Here is a 22,721-nt window from a genome sequence, read left to right as displayed (position 1 = left end):
CGCCCGACGCGACGCGGGGTGCCGCGAACCACCCCACCGGGTCGACGATCGGACGCGACACGCACGGCGCGCACGCCATGTGTCCGTTACGCGTCGTATTCCCCCGAATTGCCTTCAATGAAACGGTCTGATCATTGGTGTGCGACATAATCGAGGGACGTTCTGCCAGATCCGACTACGTGTCATTCGATGCGTATACGAATCATCGAATCGACAGGAGTCGCACACGTGGGGATACGCGAATACGGACGACTGATTCGTAAAGGCTGGCTGACCATTTCGATCTTCGTCGCCGTGGGCTTGGCGGCGGCGGCGGCCGTCACGGTCACCGCGGTGCCGGAATATCGCGCTCAGACCACCGTGCTGGTGTCGCTGAGCACAGTCTCGAGCCAGTCGAGCACCGACGTGGGGGCCTCCTTCACCAGCGCCGCGGCGCGCGTCCCCTCCTACGTCGCCCTCGCCACCTCGGCCTCCGTGCTCGAGCCGGTGATCTCCGAGCTCGATCTCGACATGACCGTGAGCGAGCTCGCGGCCGAGATCACCGCCGTGCCCATGCCGAACACGGCCATCATGTCCATCGACGTCGTGGATGCCGACGGCGAGCGCGCGGCGCAGATCGCCGACACCGTGGCGGCCAGCCTAACCCAGTACGTCCGCGAGCTCGAGGGCACGTCCGACGGCGGTCCCAGCCGTGTCAACCTGCGCGTTCTCGAGTCCACCCCGGTGCCGAACTCGCCCCTCACCCCCGACCTGCCGGTGTATCTGCTCATCGGCGGCGCGACCGGACTCATCCTCGGCGTGGGCATCATCGCGCTCCGCCACCTCCGCGACGGTCGCATCCACTCCGCCGCCGACGTCACCGCGCACACCGACCTGAGCGTCGTCGAATCGGTGCCCTTCGACGGCGGCCTGCGCAAGGGACCCACGCTCGTCGACGAGGACGGCCCCGCGGCCGAGTCGTTCCGGATGCTGCGGACGTCACTGCTGTACGGAACGCCCTCGGTGGCGCGCGTCCTGCTGGTGACCTCGGCCCGCGAGGGCGACGGCAAGAGCGTCGTCGTCGCCAATCTGGCCGCCGCGATGGCCCAAGTCGGCCGTTCGGTGCTGGTCATCGACGCGAACCTGCGTTCCCCGGTGATGGTCGACGTCTTCAAGACGCCCCGCGGCGCGCCCACCCTGGTCCAGCTGCTGAACAGCGCGGCGCTGCCCGACCCCGCGTCGCTGACCCGCACCGCAGAGGGCGTCACCGTGCTGCCGGCCGGGCGGACGGCAGCCAACCCGAGCAACCTCATCGGCACCGCCGCCATGGAACGCGTGCTGTCCCAGTTGGCCCGTCGGTTCGACCACGTCCTCATCGACTCGCCCGCGGTGCTGACGGCCACCGACGCAGTGCTGCTCAGCAAGCTGGCCGACACCACGCTGCTGGTGGCCGGTGTCGGCGTGTCGGGTGCGGCCGACATCGCCACGGCGACCGACCGGCTGCGCACGGTCCGCAGCGAGGTGCTAGGCGCCGTCGTCTCCCGCGCCCCGAAGGCTTCGCCGGCTCCCGCGGCGCCCGTCGTCCCCTTCGCCTGACGCTCCCGCGGGGGCCCGGCGCCGGCGCTGCCCGGGCGCAACGTCGAGCGTGCCGACGGGAGTGCCGACGGGCGTCGCCGTGCCCGTCTCGGGGGCCGTCGGCGTCGGCGTCGAGGGGTCGCCGGCCGGCGTGACCGCGCGCCGAGCCACCGGACGGTACGTCCCTCCGGCGCGCGCGGCGACCACTCCCATGCCGCACAGGATCCACAGGGTGTAGGCCACCGGGCCCTCCTGCAGCGTCGGGAGCACGGTGAAGCTGACGAGCGAGGCCGCGATGACCGCCGCGGGGAGGAACCCGTCGAGCGTGCGCGCGCGCAGGCCGCCCTGGAACAGGTACACCAGCAGCACGCCGAACAGCAGCATCACGAGAATTCCGGATTCGATGGCGAGGAGCAGGAAGAAGCTCTCCACCAGAATCGCGTCGCTCGAGTAATTCAGGGCGCGCGGCCCGACCATTCCCAATCCGTATCCGAACGGGTGCGTGACGAGAAAGGGAATGTTCTCGAGAAGGCTGTCACTGTGTCCGATGAGTGAGGGGTCGGCGATATGCGAGACGACCTTGTCGATGAAGAGGTACAGCGTGATCCCCGCGACACCCGCGGCTGCCATGATCGTCAGGAAGGCCCACGTCATCACGGGACGCGCACGGAAGATCCCCCACGACACCAGCGCCGCCGCGAGGAGGGCGAGCCCGAGATACCCGCTGCGCGACTGCGTGAGGTAGATGGCCACGAGCGGCAGGACCGTGAGACCCGCCTTCAGCCACAGGGGCCAGCGCGGGCGCGTCCACAGCACCGCGAGCATCATCGTCGCCACCGCCGCGCTCTCATTGGGAGCGGTGTAGGGACTGAACCCGCGCGGCACGATGCTGCCGGCGACGAAGAGGGACGAGGGGAAGGGTTCCCCCTCCGGCACCGGGAACACCCCGAGCGTGAAGAGCCACTTCAGCCCCTGGCTCCACGTCACGATCGTGGTGATCGCGGCGATCTGCGCGACCACGATGAAGACGGTCGCCAGGATCGGCACATGGCGCCGGTCGAGCACGGCCGGGGTGACGATGAGGGCCAAGAACGGCAGGAAGTCGTTCCGCCACCCGTACGCCGCCTGGGTGAAGCTCGACGTCCACGCCCCCGAGACCAGCCCCAGCCCGACGATCATCAGCACGATCACGACGATCGGGACGGGAACGCGCCGAATCCGCCCCGTCACGATCACCAGGAGGAACAGCCCCAGGAGGAGTGCGTCCTTGATCGCGCCGAACGCGGTGGCAGCCGACCCCTTCAGGAACGCCGAGGTCACGCCGTTGGCGGGCAGGACGAACGCCAGGAGCAGGATGCCGAGCCACAACACCCCCAACCCCGACCAGCCGTACGGCGCGATCGCCGACATCATGCGGGCGCCGAGCGGCGCTCGGCGCGTGTGCACGGCGGTCGTGGCTGCGGTCACATCGTGCCGCCTCGGCCGGTGAGGCGACGCACGACGAGCAGCGCGTCGGAGGGACGCGGCACGATCGTGCGGACCGGGGGTCGGATGGAGAGCAGCATCACGGTCAACGCTATGACGACACCGCTCGCATTCGCGATCGCCGCGGCGTTGGCGCCGAAGATCGGGCCGAAGCTGAACAGCAGCACGAGGCACGTGACGAGACCCGAACCCTGCGCGATCGTCAGACGCATACCCAGGTTCTGCGCCGAGAGCACCTCCCCGGCGCTGACGGCCACGACGACGAACAGCGAGCCGAGGATCGCGACCATCACCGCCGGCAGGGCGTCGGTGAACGCCGCGCCGAAGAGCAGAGGGACACCCCACGGGGAGACGACCGCGAGGAAGATCGCCGAGGCGAGTCCGACCACGAACGCCGACCGGATCGCCTCACCCGTGGCGCGGACCCGGGCACGGCCGCTCGAGTGCGAGATGTCGGCGAAGACGGGGGCCGCGACCGCGTGGGCGAGGAAGACCGGAAGGGTTCCGATGGTCACCGCGACGGAGTACAGCCCCGCCTCGTGCGAGCCGATCAGCGGCAGCATCAACACCTGGTCGAGCCGCTGGTACGCCGCGTCCGAGGCCTGCGCCCCGTAGAAGGTCGAGCTGCCGCGCAGCAGCGGCTTCCACGGCACCGGCTCCGCCCGATGGGTGCGGTTGAGCATCGCGCCGAGGAGGGCGGTGGCCGCCGAACCGATGACGTTCGCCCAGATGACGCCGGCGACGCTCATGGCATCCATCAGCGCCAGAAGCAGGATGCCGCCGACGTACACGATCGGCTGGGTCGCCTGCAGGAGGGCGACCGCCCCGAAACGCCGTTGGGCACCGACCACGCCGATGTCGATCATCCAGCACACCATGAGGGGCGTGCAGGCCAACGCGACCACGACCGCGACCGCGGCGCCGGTGTCGAATCCCGCGAACAGGGTGGACACGGCCAGCCACGCGAGCAGTCCCGCCGGAACCACCGTCAGCAGGGCCAGCCGCCGAGCCGTGCGCACCGCGCCCATGCTCCCGTCGGCGAGCACGCGTCGGCGCACCTCGAACGGCATCCCGAATGCCAGCACGATCGGCACCAGGTACATCGCGGCCAGGGCCGACGCCGTCTCGCCGCGGCCGCTCGGACCCAGCGCGTGCGCGATCAGCGGAGCGCTGATCAAGCCCAGCGCCGCGACCGACAGGCGCGAGCCGAGCATCGTCATCGGCGAGTTGAAGACCCGCATCACAGCGCTCACGGACGTCTCCCCGACTCGGCGGTCATGGCGATCATGGCGTGCAGCCGTTCACCGAATCCGTCGAGGTCGAACAGACCGGTCTCGTCGCGGACGATCACGTGCAGGCAGTCCCGAAGGGGGGCGACCTCGACCCAGACGCCCAGGGGCAGGTGCCGGTGCGCCGGCATGCCGCCGACGAAGGTGTCGGCCTCGACACGCGGCATCAGCTCCTCGGAGACAGCCACCTCGGTCGTGGGCAGCGAAACGTGGATCTCGAAGGGGACCCGCGGGGTCGCCTCACCCGATCGTCGCGCGGCGCGGGGGTGACGGACGGCGTTCTTCAAGGCGCTCAGCGTGGTCGCGAGCAACCAGGCGATGGGCACGCCCGCCTTGTTCGCGGCGGAGACGCGCTCGGCCAGCGCCGTCGCGCTCCAGTCGTCGGCGAGCAGGCGCCCCATGGGCACGGACGGGGAGAAGTTCCCCTCGGCGTCGAACCCCTTCGCCACCCAGCGGCGGGCGTCGACGGGCACCACCACGCGGAAGTCCACGGGTTCTCGCTCGCTCTCGCGCAGGCAGCGCAGCACCAGGCTCGCCGTCTTCACCGACAGGGGCGGGCGCGCGGGGCGGCGTCCGTCGACCGCCTTCTCCGGTGTCAGCGCGATCATGCGCACCGACTCGGGCCTCAGCAACGTCGACACCGTGCGCGTGCGAGCAAGCGACTCGGCGATCGTGAGCGTCTCGGAGAGCTGGTACCCGGTCTCGGTCGCGGCGGTCAGGGACCGGAAGGTCTGCCGTGCCGACCGGATGCCGGCCACCCCCTTCAGTCCGAATTTCTTCATCGCCGCGCGCAGGGGCGCCTCGGCCCACGGCACGGGCGCCACCTCGTCCGCCCCCGGAGCACCCAGCTTCTCCATCACGAGGCTCACGACGGCGGTGGCTCCGGTGCCGTCGAACAGGCTGTGCGGAAGCGCGAGGGCCAGCATCCCGTCGTTGACGAAGATGCGCACCGGCAGCTCACCAGATGCGAACTCGGTCTCGAGGACGCGTGCGGCCAGCTCCGAGCGGTCCAGGACCGTCCCCACCGTCTCGAGCGCGTGCCCGCTGGCGGCGAGAGCCGTGGGCCGGTCGACGCGCTTCCACCGTCGACCCCGGGTGCGCAGGCGCAGCAGCACCGCGCCGCGCGGGGAGCGCAGCACGTCCTTGAGCGCCGTCAGCGCCCGCTCGGGGCTGAGGTCGACCAGGGGGCCGAGGATGTAGCAGATCGTGAGGTCGTCGTAGCCGAGGTTCCGCAGCCCGGTCATGCGCGTCCTGCGCCGGCGAACAGGGACCGCCGTTCGGAGATGGCGGCGAGGAGCGAACGCTCGTAGGCGGCGTGGACCGACTCCCACGAGTAGGCCGCCTCCGCACGCCGCTGCGCGCGCTCGGAGAGGGACCGCTGGCGGTCGGGATCGTCCATCAGCGCCAGCACGGTCGCGGCGATGTCGTGCGGGTCGGGGGTGACCAGCAGTCCGGCGCCGTCGAGCACCTCCCGGTTGAACACGGTGTCGCGGGCCACGACAGGGGCGCCGCACGCCATCGCCTGCACGAGGGCGGGGTTGGTGCCGCCCACGCTGTGGCCGTGGAAGTACGCACCGGCGTGCTGCCAGAGCGAGTGCAGTCGCTGATCGTCGCTGACGTGGCCGAACCATCGCACGCGAGCGTTCGAGCGGGTGAGGGCGGCGACGGCGTCGTCGATCGGACCGCCGTAGCCGGACGAGCCGACGATCACGACGTCCCTCGTGCGGGCGATGTGTCGTGCCGCCTCGATGAACTCCGGCACCGTGTTCTCGGGTACGAACCGGGCCACGAGCAGCGCATAGCCCCGATGGGTGAGTCCGGGCTCGACCGGGTAGTCGGGCGGCACGTCGCCGCCGTAGGGGATGACATCGCCGTCTCGACCGAACTCGTCGCGCCAGCGAGTCTCGATCTCGGCGGCGTCGTAGATGATGCGGTCGGCGTAGCGGGCGGTCCAGACCGCCCCCTGGTGGAACACCTTCTTCGCGGCGGCACCCCACTTGGCACGATCCCACTCGATGCCGTCGACGTTGACGACGGTGGGGATGCCGCGCTGCTTCAGCGACGGCAGCCAGAAACCGTTCGCGCAGTTCAGCACGAGGGCGACGTCGGGCTTCCTCCGTGCCGCATCCAGGGTCGCCGTGAATCCGTACGAGAGCGTGCTGAGCGACTTCGTCTCCACACCACCGGTGATGCGCCGGATGACGCGGGGATCCAGGTCCGGGTCATCGTCGACGGTCGTCCCCCGGCGACCGTAGACCGTGACGTCCCAACCCTGCTGCGCCAGGTAGGGGGCGAGGCGACGCACCGCCGTCTCGAATCCTCCGTAGTAGCTCGGGTATCCCCGTGTTCCAATGATCGCGACAGACCTGCTCAAGCCCTTCGTCCCCCCCGATTAAAAGCGCACCACCGGGCTCTAGCCTGCGACAGGAATGTCCCGCGCGTCGACCCTCGGCCGAGAAACGATAAATTCGATTCGCGTACGAATGGGACAGATCCGATCGGTGATGGCGTTGCCGATCAATATATCGTCGGCGAACGCGAACCGCGCGACCGCTGTGTAACGAATACCAGCACGCCGACGAGGAAGAAGCTCGCGAGAATGAGAACCGTCATTGCCACCGCCCCCTGGACCCCGCTCGATCCGGACGGGTCGAGGAATTCGTAGACATACCGTCCGGTAAACGCACCGCGGACGTTCGTGAAGACGAACCAGAGCACGGGATACACCATCACGAGGAGGACGCCGCGGACGGCGGCGCGGCTCTCCGACGGGAAGACCACCCACTCGATGACCGCGAGAGCGGGGATCACCACGTGCAGCAGCACCGAAGTCGGATTGAGTTGGGCCGGGTCGGCGATCACGACGGGGCCGTAGATGCCCAGGAACAGCACCGACATACCGACGAGCGTCGCGACGTTGACGGTGCGCATCAGTGCGACACGCGCGGCACGGCGGGCGTGGACGTCCTGAGCCCGTTCTCCGGCCCGACCGGGGGCCCGCCCACCGCGCCGCCACGCGTGGGCGCCGGCGATCGCGAACGCGACGACCGAGAGGATGTTCGTCTGGGCCGTGACCGAACTGAGGAAGTCCTCGGTGGCTGCGCGGCCGGACGAGGCCTGCGCGGTGTACGTGGCGACGGCGACGGTCACCGCGCCCGTCGCGGCGATCGCCCAGCGCGAGAAAGCGACCACTCGGTTGGATGCCAACGATTCTCCTGACGACGGGTAACGCGCGCCCTGCGGCGGACGATTTCGTTCTTCAGCGTGTTCGGTACAGTCTGTCTGACAAACCGAGATGGCCATCAAGACAGGGGTTCTATGCCCGACGACAAATCACCGGGGCGCAGCCTCAAGGTGCTCTTCGATGGTAGTTGGTGGATTGACGGCCCCTTGGCTAATCGCGAAGTTCAACGCGAGTTCATTTTCGCCTGGTTGCGAGAATTCCCCGATGACTCGGTGATCATCACCGTGCCGAACGGCGATGTCGCGGCGGTGCAGCGGGAGGTGGGCCATTCCGCGCGCGTGATCGGAACGCGGATTCGACCGCACGGGGTCGGCGTCATCCTGGAGCTGGCGCTCCGGGCGGCGCGCCTGCGGCCCGATGTCACCGTCACCCACAACTTCACTCCGCTGTACGGCCGTTCGGCGGTGTTCGTGCACGATTTCCTGTTCCGCACCGATCCGCAGTGGTTCACCCGCGCCGAGCGGGCGTACTTCTCCTTGATGCCCGCCACCATCCGTCGAGCCGACGTCGTGCTCACCAGCACCGCGTCGGAGGCGGAGCGCATCACGCGGACGTCGGGCGCGACCACGGCGACCGCGGTCGGTCTGGGCCTGAACCGCTCATTCGAGAACGCGACGCCGCGCCGGCCCGCGGGACTGGACGACGTCGACGGGTTCCTGCTCACCGTCGGCCGGCTGAACGCGCGGAAGAACCTCGCCACCACCATCCGCGCGGCGCGGGAGTCGGGGGCGGCCACGCCGTCGTTCCCCCTCCTGGTCGTGGGAGAGAAGTCGGGCCGGGGCGCGGCGCTTCCCGACTCGGTGGAGGCCGCCCTGGCCGACGGCTCCGTGCGCTTCCTGGGGCGCATCGACGTCGACGAGCTGCGCTGGCTCTACGAGAACACCGCCCTCTTCCTGTTCCTGACCCTGGACGAGGGGTTCGGGATGCCGACCCTCGAGGCGCTGGCCACCGGTGCTCCGCTGCTGGCGAGCGACATCCCGGTGTTCCGCGAGATCCTCGGACATCGCGCCACCTTCGTCGACCCGCGCGATGTCGCCGCGGTGACGGCATCCATCACCGCCCTGATGGCGGCGCCGCGACCCCCCGCCGATGCCACGGCGGTGCTCGATCACTACACGTGGGAGAACGCGGTGCATCGCATGCGCGCGGCGATCACGGAGGGCGCGCGATGAGCGCCCGACCGGCCGTCTCGATCATCATCGTCACCTACAACAGCCTCGGCGTGATCGGCTCGTGCCTCGATGCCCTCACCCGCGACGGCGAGCCCCCGGCCGACACCGAGGTGATCGTGGTCGACAATCTCTCGACCGACGACACCGTCGCCGTGCTGCGCGAGCACCACCCGTGGGTGCGCGTGATCGAGAACGACTCCAACGCGGGGTTCTCGCGCGCGGTGAACCTCGCCGCGGCTCACGCCGTGGGCCGACACCTGCTGCTGCTCAACCCCGATGCGCGCATCTCGCCGGAGGGTGTCGCGCGCCTGTCGCGACAGCTGGATTCGGATCCCTCGATCGGCGCCGCCTCACCCGTCCTCGAGAACGAGGGCGAAGAGGTCGTCATCCTCGCCGCGGGCCACGCTCCCACGATGACCAGGATGTTCCTGCACCAGTCGGGACTCTCGCGCCTCGGTCGCCGGTGGAGTGCCCTCGAGGGGCATTACCTCTTCGCCGCCGACGTCCGCGCGGGCGTACGCGACGTCGACTGGGTGAGCGGCGGATGCCTCATGGTCCCCCGGGACGTATGGATCCGCGCGGGCGGCCTCACCGACCGGTGGTTCATGTACGCGGAGGACGTCGAGTTCTGCCTGCGCCTTCGCACCGCGGGCCTGCGCGTGATCATCGACGCCGGGGAACGCGCACAGCACGCGCTGGGCGGGTCGTCCAGCGGGGTCGAGGGGTCGGTCAACACGGCGTGGATCGTCAATCTCTTCGACCTGTACGGGTGGCGGATGGCGCGCACGGACCTGCAGCAGCGGCTGTGGCGCGCGATCGTGCTGGCGGGCATGCACGGCCGGTTGTGGTGGTTCCGCGCGGCGGCCCGACGTCGTCACGACCCGGAGTCGACCGCCGCGCAGATCCGCCGCTTCGGCATCTACGCGTCGGCGCTGCGCCGCGCGCCCCTCACGCGCGACCGGGAGGCGTTCTCCCGGTGGCTGTGAGCGTGCGCCGCGTCGGCTCCTCGGTCAGGTGAGGGTCAGGGGCAGGTTCGCGATCCTCGCGCGACCATCGGCCGTGGTGAAGCTCAGTCGCACCGTGTAGGCGCCGGCGGGGACGACGGCGTTGCTGGAGTTGCGTCCGTTCCACTGCAGCGACTGCGCCACCGCGCCGAACCTCTTGCCCGAGGCGAGCGTCCGCACCACGGCGCCCGACGAGTTCAGGACGGTGACCGTCGTCACGCTCGCCTCCCCCGAGACCCAGCCCACCGTCACCGTGCTCCCGCGCGTCGTGGTGGCGGGCGTCACCGCGGGCGAGGAGGTGAGGAAGGTCGGCGTCCCGGTCAGGGACACCGATGCGCGTCCGTTCGCCACCGGCACCGGGGTGAGGCCGCTCTGGGTCCAGATCGCGGCCGACCCGCCCGACACGGGCACCGACACCGACGAGCCCGTCGTCGTGTAGAGCGCCTGCACGGTGCCCGCCGAGGTCTGCAGCACCGTGCCGTGGAGGTTGACACCGTAATCGGCGGTGAGGTCGTCGAACGAGATGTTCCCGGCCGACACCCCCGACGTGCTCTTGTAGACGAAGACGTCGGTGACCTTGATGGGGTAGTCCCACACGCCGTCGCCGTCGCCGCCCGAGCGGGTGTAGTTCGCGTTCAATCCGTCGGAGAACAGGGTCATCTTCGTCCAGGCGGGGCCGACGGCGTTTCCCACGAGCCCCTGGAAGGTCTCGCCGGTGGCGTCCTTGATCTTCAGGTAGACCGGGCTCGCGCTGTTGTCGCCGCTCACCCAGACCGACACGGCGGTCGGTTGGCCCGAGATCGTCTTGTCGGTCTGGATCTGGGCGCCACGCGACGAACCGGAGAAGTCGTAGGACAGCTGCAGGGCACCGCTGCCGGCGTAGGCCGTCGAGGTGGTCCGAAGCGTCGCCGTACCCCCGTTGATGCCGGAGGCGGCATACCCGGTGGTGGATGCCATGTCGTCCACGCGGGTGGGGACGCTCGTCGCGCTCACCCCGGCGCGACCGACCGCGGCCCCGTCGGCCAGCACGGCGCCGACCTCCTTCAGGGCGGTGTACGCCGGCTTCAGCCGGCCCGACTTCTCGCTCACCGCGTAGGTGTCGAGGAAGGACTCGGGGTCGTCGCCGCCCACGAGGTTGTACCAGGCGATCCCCCGGATGCCGCGGGCGGCGGCGTCCAGGTAGATGCGCTTCAGGTACGCCGCCTGATCGGCCTCGCTCGTCGCCCCGGGGCAGGTCGTGCACGTGGACCAGCTCACCTCGGTGATCCACAGCCCGCGGCCGGGCGCGTTGCGGTTGAGGAAGGCCTGCGCCGCGTCGAGGTAGGTCGGGATCGCCCCCGTCTCGGGCGCCCCGTCGATGGTGTACACGTGGATCGCGAGGGCGTCGTAGGAGTTGCCCGCCCCGCCGGCGTGGACGCCCTGCATGAAGGGGTCGCTGAACTGGTCGAGGCCGCCCACCAGCACCGTCGCGGTCGGGTCGACCGCCTTGATCGCGTCGTAGGTCGCCTTCAGCAGCGCGCCGTACTGCTGGGCGGTGGCCCCGCCGCGCCAGTAGTACTCGGTGTTCGGCTCGTTCCACACCTCCCACACACGCACGCGGTCCTTGTACCGTGCCACGGTCGCGGCCGCGTACGCGGCGAAGTCGGCGTTGTCGGCGGGCGGGTAGTACTGCGCGTCGGCCGCGGGGGTTCCCGCCGGCGCCGAGGAGGCCCAGGGGGCGGAGTACACGAGCTTGCCGATCATGTCGACGTTGCGCGCACGGCTGATGGCCACCGCCTGGTCGAACTTCGCCCAGTCGTAGTACCCCTTGCGCGGCTCCACCCGCTTCCACTCGAACTCCTCCCGCGCCCAGCGCACCGAGGCGTCTTCGAGCAGGGCCGCCTGACGGTCGGCCTCGGCGGGCGCGTCCTGCTCGGTGAGGAAGCTGTTGATGCCGCTGATCGACGACGGGGAGGCGACGGTCGGTCGGGCCGAGACCCCGGTGAGGTAGGGCTGGGCCGCCTGCGCCGCGGACGTGAGCGTGCCGTCGGGGGTGGTGTCCCACGCGAGGCGGCCGGAGACGCTTCCGGTCATGCCGACGCCGGCGTCGTCGGTGCCGTCCCACGTCACCTTCACCGCCCCCGGTGCCGCCGCGGTGCCGCCGACCGTACGCACGCGTCCGCTGTTGTCGCGGAGCGTGAGGGCGTAGTCGCCGGCGGTACCCGCGGTGAACGAGATGGTCGTGCTTCCGGTGTTGGCGCGCGAGAACCGTTCCGCGCTGGAGGTGGGCAGGGTCCAGTTCTGGTCGACGACCCGCAGGTTGTCGAGCACCGCTGTTCCGGTGGCGGGGGCGGTGGAACCGTTGCGCACGACGATGACCCGCACCAGCGCCACCGGATAGTCCAGGATGCCGTCGTCGTTGCCGAGATGGGTCGTCGCCGCCGGTTGGCCGAGATCGATCGTGGCGGTCGTCCAGCGCGAGAGTCCCATCGCCGCGACACGGTAGAAGAACATCTCCCCGGTCGCATCGCGCAGTTTCAGGTAGACCGTGTTCCAGCTGCCGTCACCCAGCAGATCGGCCTTCAACGCCGACGCGGGGGAGGTCAGCAACGCCTTGGGCGTGGACGTGGTCTCGATCTCGGCATCCGCCGACGACACGTCGTACGCGATCTCGAGGGCGCCCGAGCCCTGCGTCGCCTTCGTCGAGGTGGTCGGGGTCACGGTGCCGGCGGCCGAGATCCACTGGTCACCGGCGCTCTCGAAGCCGTCGGCGAGGGTGGCGTCGGCGTCGGTGTGGGCGAGGGTGAGCAGCAGCGGGATGCCGCTGCGCGACGCCGTCGCGGCCACCGTCGACGCCGGAGCGGCGTCGTCGTGCGCGAACGTGGCGCGGACGTCTCCACGCATGGGGGTGCCGGCGTCGTCGGTTCCGTTCCAGGGCACCGTCACCGTGCCGGCGGCCTGGGCGGACCCCGCGAGGGTCTTCGTACGACCCTCCTGGTCGGCCAGCGCGATGCTCCAGTTGCCCCGACCCGCGGCCGAGAACGACAGCGACGTGGCGGGCGAGGTCGGGGTGTAGAACGACGTCGCCGCCTGCGGCAGGGTCCACCCCGTCGACAGCGTGCGCAGGTTGTCGAGCACGACCGAGCCGGTCGCCGGCTGATTGCCGTTGCGTACGACGATGAACCCCGACAGCTGCACCGGCAGGTCGAGGACCTTGTCGCCGTTGCCGCCCTCGATCAGGGCCGCCGGAGCGGTCAGGTCGACGTCGATGGTGGTCCACGCCGTCGAGCGCATGGCGTCGAGGCGGTAGGTGAACACCTCGTCGGCGGCATCCCGGACCCGCACGTAGACCGTGTTGTACGAACCGTCCCCGCGCATGTCGACGCGCAGGCCCGTCGCGGGCTGGGCGACGACGGTCGCCGGGGAGTTCCGTACGGTCTCGACGAGGCCGGACGACACGTCGTAGTCGATCCGCTGGGCGAACGAGCCCTGGGTCTTCGGAGAACTCACGCGCGAGATGGATGCCGTGCCCATGGCGACGCGCCAGGCCGACGCGACCGCCTCGAAGTCCTCGGAGGTCTGCGCCGTCGCGGTCGGGGCCGCGGCGACCGTCAGCAGGGTCGGTGTTCCCGCTCGCGCCGGCGTCGCGGACCACTCGGCATCCGGGGAGGAATCGTGCTGCAGCGTGCTGCGGATCGGGCCCTCCATCTCGACGCCGTCGCCCGCTTTGCCGTCCCAGGCCACAGTGACGTCGCCGGCTTCGTCGGCCCGGCCGGAGATGCGTCGCTCGCGTCCCTCCTGGTCGCGGAGCTCGATGAGCCAGTTGCCGGCCGACGCGGCGTCGAAGTCGAGGGTGGCGGTCTGCCCCGCATCGGGCGAGAGGAAGTCGACGTCCGATCGCGGCATGCTCCAGCCGCTGCGGACCACGCGCAGGTTGTCCAGCAGCAGCGAGCCGGTCGCCGGTTGCTCGCCGTTGCGCACGATGAAGAATCCGGCGAGCGTGAGGGGCATGTCGGGAACCCTGTCGCCGTTGCCGCCCTCGACCAGCGCCGGCTCCTGGGTCAGATCCACCGCCACCGTGCGCCACGCCGCGTCGCGCATGGCGTCGACGCGGTAGGTGAAGGCCTCGCCCGTGGCGTCGGCCACACGCACGTAGACGGTGTTGTACGTGCTGTCGCCGCGCATGTCGACCTTCAACCCGAGCACCGGGGAGTCGGAGACGTCGAGGGGCGCGCTGCGCACGACGCTCACCATTCCCTGGCCGAGGTCGTAATCGATGCTCAGCGCGTCGTCGCCCTGCGTTCGACGTACGTCGCCGGATGCCGCCACTGCGGCGCGGTCGATGCCGGCGGAACCGGTCGCGACGCTCCACCCGTCGCCACCCGACTCGAAACCCTCGATCAACGAGGTGGAGCTGTCGTCATCGGCCTCGGCGACGGTCAGCAGCGGTGGGACACCCACCGTGAGGGCGACGCCGGCGACGCCGTTCGACGAGACCGCGTGACGGAAGACCCCGCGCACCTGGCCGACCATCGCCTGCCCCGCGTCGTCGCGCCCGTCCCACGACGTCCGTACCGTACCGGCGCCCTCGGTGGTGCCGGCGAGGGTTCGCGTCCGCCCGCCCTCGTCGATGAGGCGGAGCTCCCACTCACCGGGGCCGGCCGCGTCGAACGACACCTCGGCGTCGACACCCGCGCGCGGGTCGAAGAACGTGGGGGACGCCACGGGCAGCCCCCACCCGGTCGTGACGGCGCGAAGGTCGTCGAGCACGAACGTGCCCGTGGGCGGCTGCGCGCCGTTTCGCACCACGAGCATCCCGGCGACCGTCAGCGGCGCATCGAGCACGCCGTCGGCGTTGCCGCCCTCCCGCGCGACAGGCTCACCGGTGAGGTCGATGGTGTGGGTCCGGAACACCGAGTCGCGCATCGCGTCCACGCGGTGGACGAAGGTCTCACCGCTGGCGTCGCGTACGCGCAGGTACACGGTGTTGTAGGTGCCGTCCCCCTTCATGACGAGGGTGAGGGCGGTCGTGGAGGTGGGGATGGCCGGCGCGGAGGCAGCCGGGTAGGCCACCTCGCTCATGCCGTCGGTGACGTCGTAGGCGACCGCGAGCGCCGCTTCGCCCTCGGCGGCGTCGGTCGATCGCGACGGGGTGGCCGACCCCGTGATCGTCGAGACGCGGGGCGCCGCGTCATCGAAGGTGTCGATGGACACGCCCGATCCGGCCGCGGCCGCGGCCGTGGGAACGCCGACCGCGCCCGTGAGCACCATCAACATGGCGAGAGCGGCGGACACCGACGGCGCGACGGCCGCACGAGCACGGAACGTCGACGAGCGACCGAGTCCACCACCCTCGCGGTCCCGTCCTCGCCCTGCCGCGCGCGAAGACTCTCCGCGCATCACGTCGCGCCACGGCTGCTGCCTCATGTCCAGCTCCATTCGCCACACCCCGGGACTCCCGTGTACGGCACAAAGTATTGGCTGGAAAGCTCACGGACAAGCCATTCAGTGGGCACAGACAGCGGGCATTGTTTGCGTTATCATTTTTGTTTTGCTGCGGGTATTTCAAGACCCTCTGCCCGAATACTGGCGTTCACGACCGTCCAATGGAATGACCGACGGTCGCTTTTCACCCCACGGTTCGCCCCGCGTCCTCGCGAGCCGCGGGCCGGGTGCGTGCCAGGGGGCCGGGGTGGCGGAGGATGCGGAGATCGCATTCACGGCGACGAAGGCGACCATCGCGGCCACCTTAGAATCGTCGGCATGACCCGCCGTGCGCGCAGGAATGAATCGCCACCCCGCCCCGCGGCGGGGGAGCATTCTCGACGAGCGCTGCGCAATCGCACCGAGGCGGATGCCGCGAAGAACGCGCGACGTCCGTGGTACCGCCGACCGACGCGCGTCGCGGCGCTGTTCTTCGGGACGGTGGCCGCCCTCGTGGGTGTCCTGGCCGTGATCCTCGCCGCGCAGGCCGCGAGCGTCCGCGACGACCTCCGCTCGGCTCACGAGCTGATCGCCTCGCTGCAGTCCGCGATGGTGACCGGAGACGCCGATGCGCTGCAGTCCGCGGCCGCCGAGGCGTCGGAGCGCGTCTCGAGGGCGAGCCAGACGGTGCGGGGCCCCCTCTGGGAGGCGGGGTCGGTCATCCCCGCGGTGGGAGCGAACCTGAGGGCGATCACCGATCTGACCGCGGCGGTGCAGACCCTCGCGACCGACGCGCTCCCCCCGGGGTCGGTCATCCTGTCGAAGCTCAGCGTCGACAAGATCGCGCTCGCGGACGGCGGCGTCGATCTGCAACCGTTCCGGGAGTCTCAGGCCTCGATCCCGCTCGTGGCGGCGGCATTCGCCGACGCGCGCGGGCAGACCGACGCCATCGACGTCTCCGACCTGCTGCCGGCCGTCGCCGATTCCGTCTCCGAAGTGCGCACCTTCATGGATGACGCGACCGACCTCCTCGATGTCGCACAGAAGTACTTGCCGACACTGCTCGACGTCGCGGGCGGTCAATCGCCCCAGACCTACCTCGTGCTCTTCCAGAACAACGCGGAGGTGCGCGCCACCGGCGGCAATCCGGCCGCCAGCCTCATCGTGCGCGCCGACCAGGGCCGAGTCGAGATCCTCGACCGCGCGAGTTCGCTGACGTTCGATGCGGCGGGCGACGCCGGTCGTCAGTTCGCAGACCTCCCGCCCGAGACACTGGCGCTGTATCCGTCGACGTTCGCGCTGTATTCGCAGGACTTCACGATGACCCCCGACTTCCCCACCACGGTCCGGCTGTTCCAGGACCTCTGGCGCCAGACCAGCGGTGAGGAGTTCGACGGCGTCATCTCGATCGATCCGGTGGTGCTGTCGCACATGCTCGCCGTGACCGGACCGGTCGACTACGACGACCTCGAGCTCACCGCCGACAACGCCGTCCAGGTGCTGCTCAGCGACGCGTACGAGAGATTCCCCACGGGCGAGGAGTCCGACGCGTTCTTCACCGCGATCTCGCAGGGGTTCTTCCAGTACCTCACGACGTCGCGGTGGGACCCCACCCAGATGCTCGGTGCCCTGGAGCTGTCGGCGACGGAGCAGAGGCTGCTGATGAGCTTCCGCGACGAGGCGGCGCAGGCCCTCGCCGAGGAGTTCGACCTGGACGGGTCGCTACGGGCGGACACCGTCGAATCGACCCAGATCGGCACGTACCTGAACGACTACTCGGTCGGCAAACTCGAGTACCACCTCCGCCAGACGGTCATCGCGACGTGCGATGCCGCGGCGCGCACAGTGACGACCACCACCGCGCTGGCCAATGAGATCCCGTCGAGCATCCAGAGCACGTACACGCTGGGCGCACGCAATCCGCGGTTCGGCTACCCGCGCACCGCGATGATGATCGACGTCCTCTTCTTCGCCCCTCCCGGAGCCCAGATCGTCTCGACCGATCCGGCCGTGGGCGATGTCGCCGAGTTCGACCGGGCGGGCAGCCAGAGCGGCAACAGCGCCGTGAGCCGACTCGTGGTCATACCCCAGGGCGAGTCGCGCACGGTCTCGTCGACCATCCGTCTGCCCGACGGGGCTCTCGGGCCGCTCGACCTGCGTCACACCCCGCTCACCTCACCGACGACCGTCACCGTCGACGGGTCGTGCGACGCGCTCTTCGGCCCGGACGCCGCGATCACCGGCTGACCAGCCCACGAGCGCCGGCGCGACCGGGGCTGTCAGAGACCCGAACCGGCCAGGGATCCCACCGTCTGCTCGGCGTTCGGGTCGAAGAGCAGGCAGAAGATCTCGCGGTCTCCGACGGCCCAGGTCTGTTCGGTCGGCCCCACGTAGTAGTAGTCGAGCCGGGACTCCTGGTACGACACCCCCACGTACGCGCCGTAGGCCGCCTCGCAGCCCTGCAGAGCCGCCGTCTCGATCGCCGCATCACCGGGGTAATCGCCCCCGGCCACGTCGAATCCCCCGAAGGCCTCGTACGAGTGCGGGAGCTCGCAGTCCACGACGTTCCCCGCCGCGACGAACCCGCCGGGGAGGTCGTCGAGGCAGGAACCGACGACGAGCGTGGACGGATCGAACGGCGCCTGCTCGTCGGGCGCGACGGTCACGCCGCCCTCCTCCGGGGGCGCGTAGGGGTCGGCGGAGCCACCCGCGACCGTCAGGGCCGAGAACACCAGGGTGCCGATGACGAGGGTCGAGATGAAGAGGGTCAGGACCCCTCCCGCCACGATGCCGCCGAGCGCGAGACCGCGGCCCTTCTCACCGGTGCGCTTGATCTGCGCCAGAGCGACGGCGCCGGTCACGATGCCGGCCACCGGGACCACGAACCCCAGCACGAGGGCGACGATGGCGACGACGTTCGTGCGGCTCCCCCCGGCCGCGCCGGGAGCCGACGACGCGTCGGCGGCAGGGCCCCCGGGATACCCCGCCATGCCGGCGGCCCCGGCCGACAGCGGAGCGGCCGGGATGGGCGCGAGCCCACCGGCCGCGGGTGCGGCGATCGCGAGCACGCCCTGCTGCGCCAGTCGCGCCCCGACGAGCCGCGCGGCCTCACCCGCCGCGCCGTCGGCCGCGGGAGCGGCGGCTTCGGCGCCGTCGTCCGAGGGTGCGAAGACCGCGAGCGTCCCCTCCGGCACCTCCGACAAGCGCACGTCGAAGCGGTCGGGGACGACGGCGCCGTCGTCCGCGGGGACCCGCGACGCCACCAGCGCATCGGAGGAGGCGGCGACGTCGAAGCCCTGATCGGTCAGGGCCGCGGCGACGGCATCGCGCGCCGGATCCGCGGAGAGGGAGAGTCGCAGTTCGGCGGCCGCCATGGGTGCTCCCGAGGTCACGCGCCGCGAACTCGCGGCGTTTGCTCATCCGCCGCGGGCTCGCAGCGTCGGTCCAGGTTAGCCCGCGGCTCCCCGGCGACGCCGTCCGGCTCAGCGGATGCGGCCGACCAGGTCGTCACGCGTCAACGTGTCGGCCGCGGCGAGCACCTCGCGCGCGGCGTCCCGGGCGTCTTCGACGTTCCACAGCAGCACGCCCACCACGCGATCGTCGTCGAGGTAGAACACGACTCCCCGCTCAGCGTCGATCCAGTCCTCGACGGTCTCGAGCGACGAGTCGAGCGTGCCCACCGCCTCGTAACGGATGCCGAAGACCGCGGAGTAGTAGTAGGGCGTGTGGGTGTAAAGTTCGGCGGCGCCGGCGAGATTGCGGCCCGCGGCCGTGCCCTGCTCGTTGGCATTGTCGACGTGCTCCACACGGCGGCGTCCGAGGAGGCGGTCGGGGTAGCTGGCGACATCCCCCGCGGCGTACACGTCGTCGGCGGACGTCCGCAGCTGCGCGTCGACGTGCACGCCGTCGTCCACGCGCACTCCGGCGTCCTCAGCCAGCTCGGCGGCGACCGCGATCCCGAGACCGCTCACGACGGCGTCCGCACGCACCTCGTCGCCGTTCTCGAGTTCGAGGCGGGCGCCGTCGGCATCCGCCTCTCCGCCCGAGACCTTGGACCCGGCGACGATCTCGACGCCCGCATCGCGGAAGAGCTTCTCGAACCGCTCGGCGAGGGCGGCGGGGAAGACGGCGTCGCCGAGGACGGCACCGGTGTGGATGAGCACGGTGTCGACGCCGTTCTGCACGAGGGCTGCGGCGAGCTCGGACCCGATGTATCCGCCGCCGACGACGGCGATGCGATCGACCTCTTCGGCGAGCGCGCGCAGGCGCCGGTAGTCCGCGGCGGTGCGGAACGTCAGGGCGCGTTCGCCGTGGGAGCGGTCGTCGATGGGGAGGGCGACGGGCGTTCCTCCGGTGGCGATCAGGAGCTTGCCGTACGAGAACGTCGAGCCGTCCGCATCCACTTCGTGCGCGTCGGGGCGGATCGCCGTCGCGCGGGTGCGCAACCGGATGTCGGCGCCGGTGTCGTCGGCCGTGCCGAGCGGCACCTTCTCCCAGGTGAACTCGTCGTCGGTCCACAGCTTCTTGCTGAGGGCGGGTCGCGTGTACGGCTCGTCGACGTCGTCGCTCAGGATGCCGATCGTCCCGTCGGCATCGATCTCGCGGATGCCGCGAGCCGCGGTGTCAGCGACCATTCCGCCGCCGACGATGAGGTAGTCGAAGTGTGTCGTGGTCATGCGGTCAGCCTCCCCGCCGCACCTGACCGGATCGGACGGCTTGCGGGTGTCCGCGGCATCCGGTAGCGGGTGCGGGACGGACGGCGGGCGGGTGTCCGTCGCGGCGACGCCCGGGCACGACGCAGGCGATCCGGGGTGGCGCGGCGCACGGTGACACGGTGGCGGGGCGTCGAGCGCGCGAATCTCCTGCGTTGCGTCGCGACGGCGGGCGCGACGGCGACATCCGGGCGCCGGACGAAACCCGTGCCGGTGTCGGGGGTGCGAACTAGGCTCGACCCATGAGCGTCGACCTCGAAAGCCTGTACACCGACCTGCACGCCCACCCGGAGCTGTCGTTTCAGGAGACGCGCACGGCCGGCGTCATCGCGCGGCACCTGAGCGAGCTGGGACTCGAGGTCGAAGAGGGTGTGGGCCGCACGGGCGTCGTCACGCGCATCGACAACGGCGAGGGTCCGGTCGTGTGGTTGCGCGCCGACATGGACGGCCTCCCCGTCGAGGAGCAGACCGGTCTCGCCTACGCCAGCACCGCGCGCGGCACCGATCCCGCCGGCAACGCGGTGCCCGTCATGCACGCGTGCGGTCATGACATGCACGTGACCGCCCTCATCGGCGCCCTCGAGCGCCTCGTCGCGACCCGCGAAGAGTGGTCGGGCACGGTCGTGGCGGTGTTCCAGCCCGCCGAGGAGTACGGCGCCGGCTCGCAGGCGATGATCGCCGACGGCGTGCTCGATCGCTATCCGACGCCCGACATCGTGCTCGGCCAGCACGTCACGCCCCTGCCCGCCGGTGTCATCGGCGTGCGTCCGGGCACCCAGATGGCGGCATCCGACGGGCTCACCGTCATGCTGTACGGCCGGGGCGGTCACGGCTCGCGCCCGCACTCCACCATCGACCCCGTCGTCATGGCCGCGGCCACGGTCATGCGCCTGCAGACCGTCGTCTCGCGCGAGATCGACCCGCGCGACGTCGCCGTGGTCACCGTCGGCTCGATCCACGCGGGGTTGAAGAACAACATCATCCCGGCCGAGGCGAAGCTCGAACTCAGCCTCCGCTACCCCGACGACGCCGCGCGCCAGCGTGTGATGGCGAAGGTCGAGCGCATCATCCGGGCGGAGGCTGCGGCATCCGGAGCCGAGGACGAGCCGACGATCAGCACCGATCACACGCTGCCGCCGACCATCAACGACGCGGATGCCACGGCTCGACTGACCGCGGCGTTCCGGCGCTCGTTCGGCGAGGGCTCGGTCGTCGACCCCGGCATGTTCACCGGCAGCGAGGACGTGTCGTGGTTCGCCCGCGACTCGGGCGCTCCGTTGGTGTTCTGGTTCTGGGGCGGCGTCGACCCGCAGAAGTTCGCGGATGCCATGGCCGGCGGCACGATGGAGCGCGACATCCCGACGAACCACTCGCCGTTCTTCGCGCCCGTCATGCAGCCCACCATCGACCGCGGGGTCGAGAACCTCGTCGTGGCCGCGCGGGAGTTCCTCGGCTGATCACGGCCCCCAACGGCTGACGCACCGACGCCGCCGAGCCGGCGGCTTCCGTGCGGGGCCGCGTGCCTCAGTCCTGCGCGTAGGTGGCGAGACGCATGGTCGCGGTCGCGCTGTGCGCCGCCATCCCCTCGGAGTCGGAGATCGTCTGCACGGCCTCCGCGAGGGAGGGCGTCGCCTCGCGGCTGATGCGCTGGTAGGTGAGCGGCTTGACGAAGCGCGACACCGACAGGCCCGCGCTGTGCTTGGCGCCCCCGGCGGTGGGGAGCACGTGGTTCGTGCCCGCCATCCCCTTGTCGGAGTAGGCCACCGTGCTCCACGTTCCGAGGAACAGCGAGCCGTAGTTGCGGAGGTTGTCGTGGTACCAGGCGTCGTCTGTGGTGATGACCTCGAGGTGCTCGGGGGCGAGGTCGTCCATCAGCGCCACGGCGACGTCACGGTCGGCAGCGACCGTCACCGTGCCGTAGTCGCGCCACGCGGGTCCGGCGATCGGCTCCGTGGCGAGGGTCTCGAGCTGTCGGTCGACGGCCGCCATCACGGCGCGGCCGTGCGCGTCCGACGTGGTCACCAGCGCGGCGGGTGAGTTCGGGCCGTGCTCGGCCTGACCGAGCAGATCGGCCGCCACGATCTCGGGGTCGGCGCTGTCGTCGGAGAGGACGGCCACCTCCGACGGGCCGGCGAGGAGGTCGATGGCGACCGTTCCGAAGAGCTGGCGCTTGGCCTCGGCCACGAAGGCGTTCCCCGCACCCACGAGCATGTCGACCGGCAGGTCGCCCAGCAGCCCGTAGGCCATCGCGGCGAGCGCCTGGACCCCGCCCAGCACGAACACCCGGTCGACGCCGGAGAGGTGCGCCGCGTAGACGACGGCGTCGTTCGCGCCCCCGTCGGGCTGCGGCGGTGTGCACGCGATGACCGTGGGCACACCCGCCGCCTTGGCGACCCCGACCGTCATGAACGCACTGGCGGTGAGGGGGAAGCGTCCCGCGGGCAGGTACGCGCCGACGCGGGAGACGGGCACGTAGCGGACGCCGGTCGTCAGGCCCGGAACGAGCTCGGTCTCGAAGTCATGGAGGCGACCCCGCTGTTCGGCGGCGAAGGCCTTGGTCCGCTCCGACCCGAGCTCGATCGCGGCGCGCAGGTCGGGGGCGAGCCGGTCGCCGCTCGACGCGATCTGCGCGCTCGTCAGCTCGATATCGCCGCCCGTGTACCGGTCGAGGGAGCGCGCGTAGTCGAGCACCGCGTCGAGACCGCGTCGCTGGATGTCGCCAAGCATCTTCGACACCGTCTCGATGACGGCCGGATCGCGCTGGGCGGCGGGAGCGTCGACCAGCGGCGTCTTGAGGTGGTGAAAGGAACCGTCGAGGCGCTCGAGGAGCGCGGGCGTGAACTGCATACCGGAACGCT

General features: G+C 70.8%; 14 protein-coding genes. 5 read left to right on the top strand and 9 right to left on the bottom strand.

The window, feature by feature from the left end; all coding sequences use genetic code 11:
- The first annotated feature begins 228 nt into the window (after nucleotides 1-228).
- Nucleotides 229-1,575: a tyrosine-protein kinase domain-containing protein gene (locus QRO03_RS07455; RefSeq protein ID WP_285136885.1), complete on the top strand. Its 1,347-nt coding sequence runs from the start codon at nucleotides 229-231 to the stop codon at nucleotides 1,573-1,575.
- On the opposite strand, the gene QRO03_RS07450 is transcribed toward QRO03_RS07455, so the two are convergent.
- The 5 genes from QRO03_RS07450 to QRO03_RS07430 all read right to left on the bottom strand — a co-directional run bounded on the left by QRO03_RS07450 (nucleotide 1,504) and on the right by QRO03_RS07430 (nucleotide 7,535).
- Nucleotides 1,504-3,021 (bottom strand): O-antigen ligase family protein, encoded by a 1,518-nt coding sequence (locus QRO03_RS07450; RefSeq protein ID WP_285136884.1) that lies wholly within the window; start codon nucleotides 3,019-3,021, stop codon nucleotides 1,504-1,506. The genes QRO03_RS07455 and QRO03_RS07450 overlap by 72 nt on opposite strands.
- Nucleotides 3,018-4,292 (bottom strand): lipopolysaccharide biosynthesis protein, encoded by a 1,275-nt coding sequence (locus tag QRO03_RS07445; RefSeq protein WP_285136883.1) that lies wholly within the window; start codon nucleotides 4,290-4,292, stop codon nucleotides 3,018-3,020. The genes QRO03_RS07450 and QRO03_RS07445 overlap by 4 nt, the downstream gene beginning before the upstream one ends.
- Entirely contained in the window at nucleotides 4,289-5,572 is a 1,284-nt protein-coding gene (locus tag QRO03_RS07440) for a hypothetical protein (RefSeq protein ID WP_285136882.1), read from the bottom strand. The genes QRO03_RS07445 and QRO03_RS07440 overlap by 4 nt, the downstream gene beginning before the upstream one ends.
- Nucleotides 5,569-6,702, bottom strand: a complete 1,134-nt coding sequence (locus QRO03_RS07435) for a glycosyltransferase (protein WP_285136881.1) — start codon at nucleotides 6,700-6,702, stop codon at nucleotides 5,569-5,571. Before QRO03_RS07435 ends, QRO03_RS07440 begins: the two co-directional genes overlap by 4 nt.
- Before the next feature lie 143 nt (nucleotides 6,703-6,845).
- The gene (locus tag QRO03_RS07430) at nucleotides 6,846-7,535 is read right to left on the bottom strand and encodes a Pr6Pr family membrane protein (RefSeq protein ID WP_285136880.1); all 690 of its coding nucleotides are present in this window, start codon (nucleotides 7,533-7,535) and stop codon (nucleotides 6,846-6,848) included.
- Nucleotides 7,536-7,646: 111 nt separating this feature from the next.
- Between QRO03_RS07430 and QRO03_RS07425 the strand changes: the two genes are divergently transcribed.
- On the top strand, nucleotides 7,647-8,744 hold the full coding sequence (locus tag QRO03_RS07425) for a glycosyltransferase family 4 protein (protein WP_285136879.1): 1,098 nt from the start codon (nucleotides 7,647-7,649) through the stop codon (nucleotides 8,742-8,744).
- Nucleotides 8,741-9,730, top strand: a complete 990-nt coding sequence (locus tag QRO03_RS07420) for a glycosyltransferase family 2 protein (protein WP_285136878.1) — start codon at nucleotides 8,741-8,743, stop codon at nucleotides 9,728-9,730. The genes QRO03_RS07425 and QRO03_RS07420 overlap by 4 nt, the downstream gene beginning before the upstream one ends.
- 24 nt (nucleotides 9,731-9,754) lie before the next feature.
- Here QRO03_RS07420 and QRO03_RS07415 read toward each other — a convergent pair whose 3' ends face one another.
- On the bottom strand, nucleotides 9,755-15,154 hold the full coding sequence (locus tag QRO03_RS07415; RefSeq protein WP_285136877.1) for a FlgD immunoglobulin-like domain containing protein: 5,400 nt from the start codon (nucleotides 15,152-15,154) through the stop codon (nucleotides 9,755-9,757).
- Between the two features lie 336 nt (nucleotides 15,155-15,490).
- Between QRO03_RS07415 and QRO03_RS07410 the strand changes: the two genes are divergently transcribed.
- A complete protein-coding gene (locus tag QRO03_RS07410) occupies nucleotides 15,491-17,398 on the top strand; it encodes a DUF4012 domain-containing protein (protein ID WP_285136876.1) in 1,908 nt (635 codons plus the stop codon).
- A 32-nt stretch (nucleotides 17,399-17,430) separates the two neighbouring features.
- On the opposite strand, the gene QRO03_RS07405 is transcribed toward QRO03_RS07410, so the two are convergent.
- Together QRO03_RS07405 and QRO03_RS07400 are read right to left on the bottom strand one after the other, a co-directional pair.
- The gene (locus QRO03_RS07405; RefSeq protein ID WP_285136875.1) at nucleotides 17,431-18,525 is read right to left on the bottom strand and encodes a DUF4190 domain-containing protein; all 1,095 of its coding nucleotides are present in this window, start codon (nucleotides 18,523-18,525) and stop codon (nucleotides 17,431-17,433) included.
- Between the two features lie 108 nt (nucleotides 18,526-18,633).
- Entirely contained in the window at nucleotides 18,634-19,827 is a 1,194-nt protein-coding gene (locus QRO03_RS07400; protein ID WP_285136874.1) for an NAD(P)/FAD-dependent oxidoreductase, read from the bottom strand.
- A gap of 278 nt (nucleotides 19,828-20,105) precedes the next feature.
- Here QRO03_RS07400 and QRO03_RS07395 point away from each other — a divergent pair, with 278 nt between their 5' ends.
- A complete protein-coding gene (locus QRO03_RS07395) occupies nucleotides 20,106-21,320 on the top strand; it encodes an amidohydrolase (RefSeq protein ID WP_285136873.1) in 1,215 nt (404 codons plus the stop codon).
- Between the two features lie 67 nt (nucleotides 21,321-21,387).
- On the opposite strand, the gene hisD is transcribed toward QRO03_RS07395, so the two are convergent.
- Complete coding sequence (hisD, locus tag QRO03_RS07390) at nucleotides 21,388-22,710, bottom strand: histidinol dehydrogenase (protein WP_285136872.1); 1,323 nt, start codon at nucleotides 22,708-22,710, stop codon at nucleotides 21,388-21,390.
- Nucleotides 22,711-22,721 lie beyond the last annotated feature (11 nt).

Source organism: Microbacterium sp. lyk4-40-TSB-66 (assembly GCF_030209475.1).
In the GTDB taxonomy this organism is placed as follows: domain Bacteria; phylum Actinomycetota; class Actinomycetes; order Actinomycetales; family Microbacteriaceae; genus Microbacterium.
The sequence above is the reverse complement of the archived record's forward strand: the minus strand, read 5'-3'. Positions and strand labels throughout refer to the sequence as shown.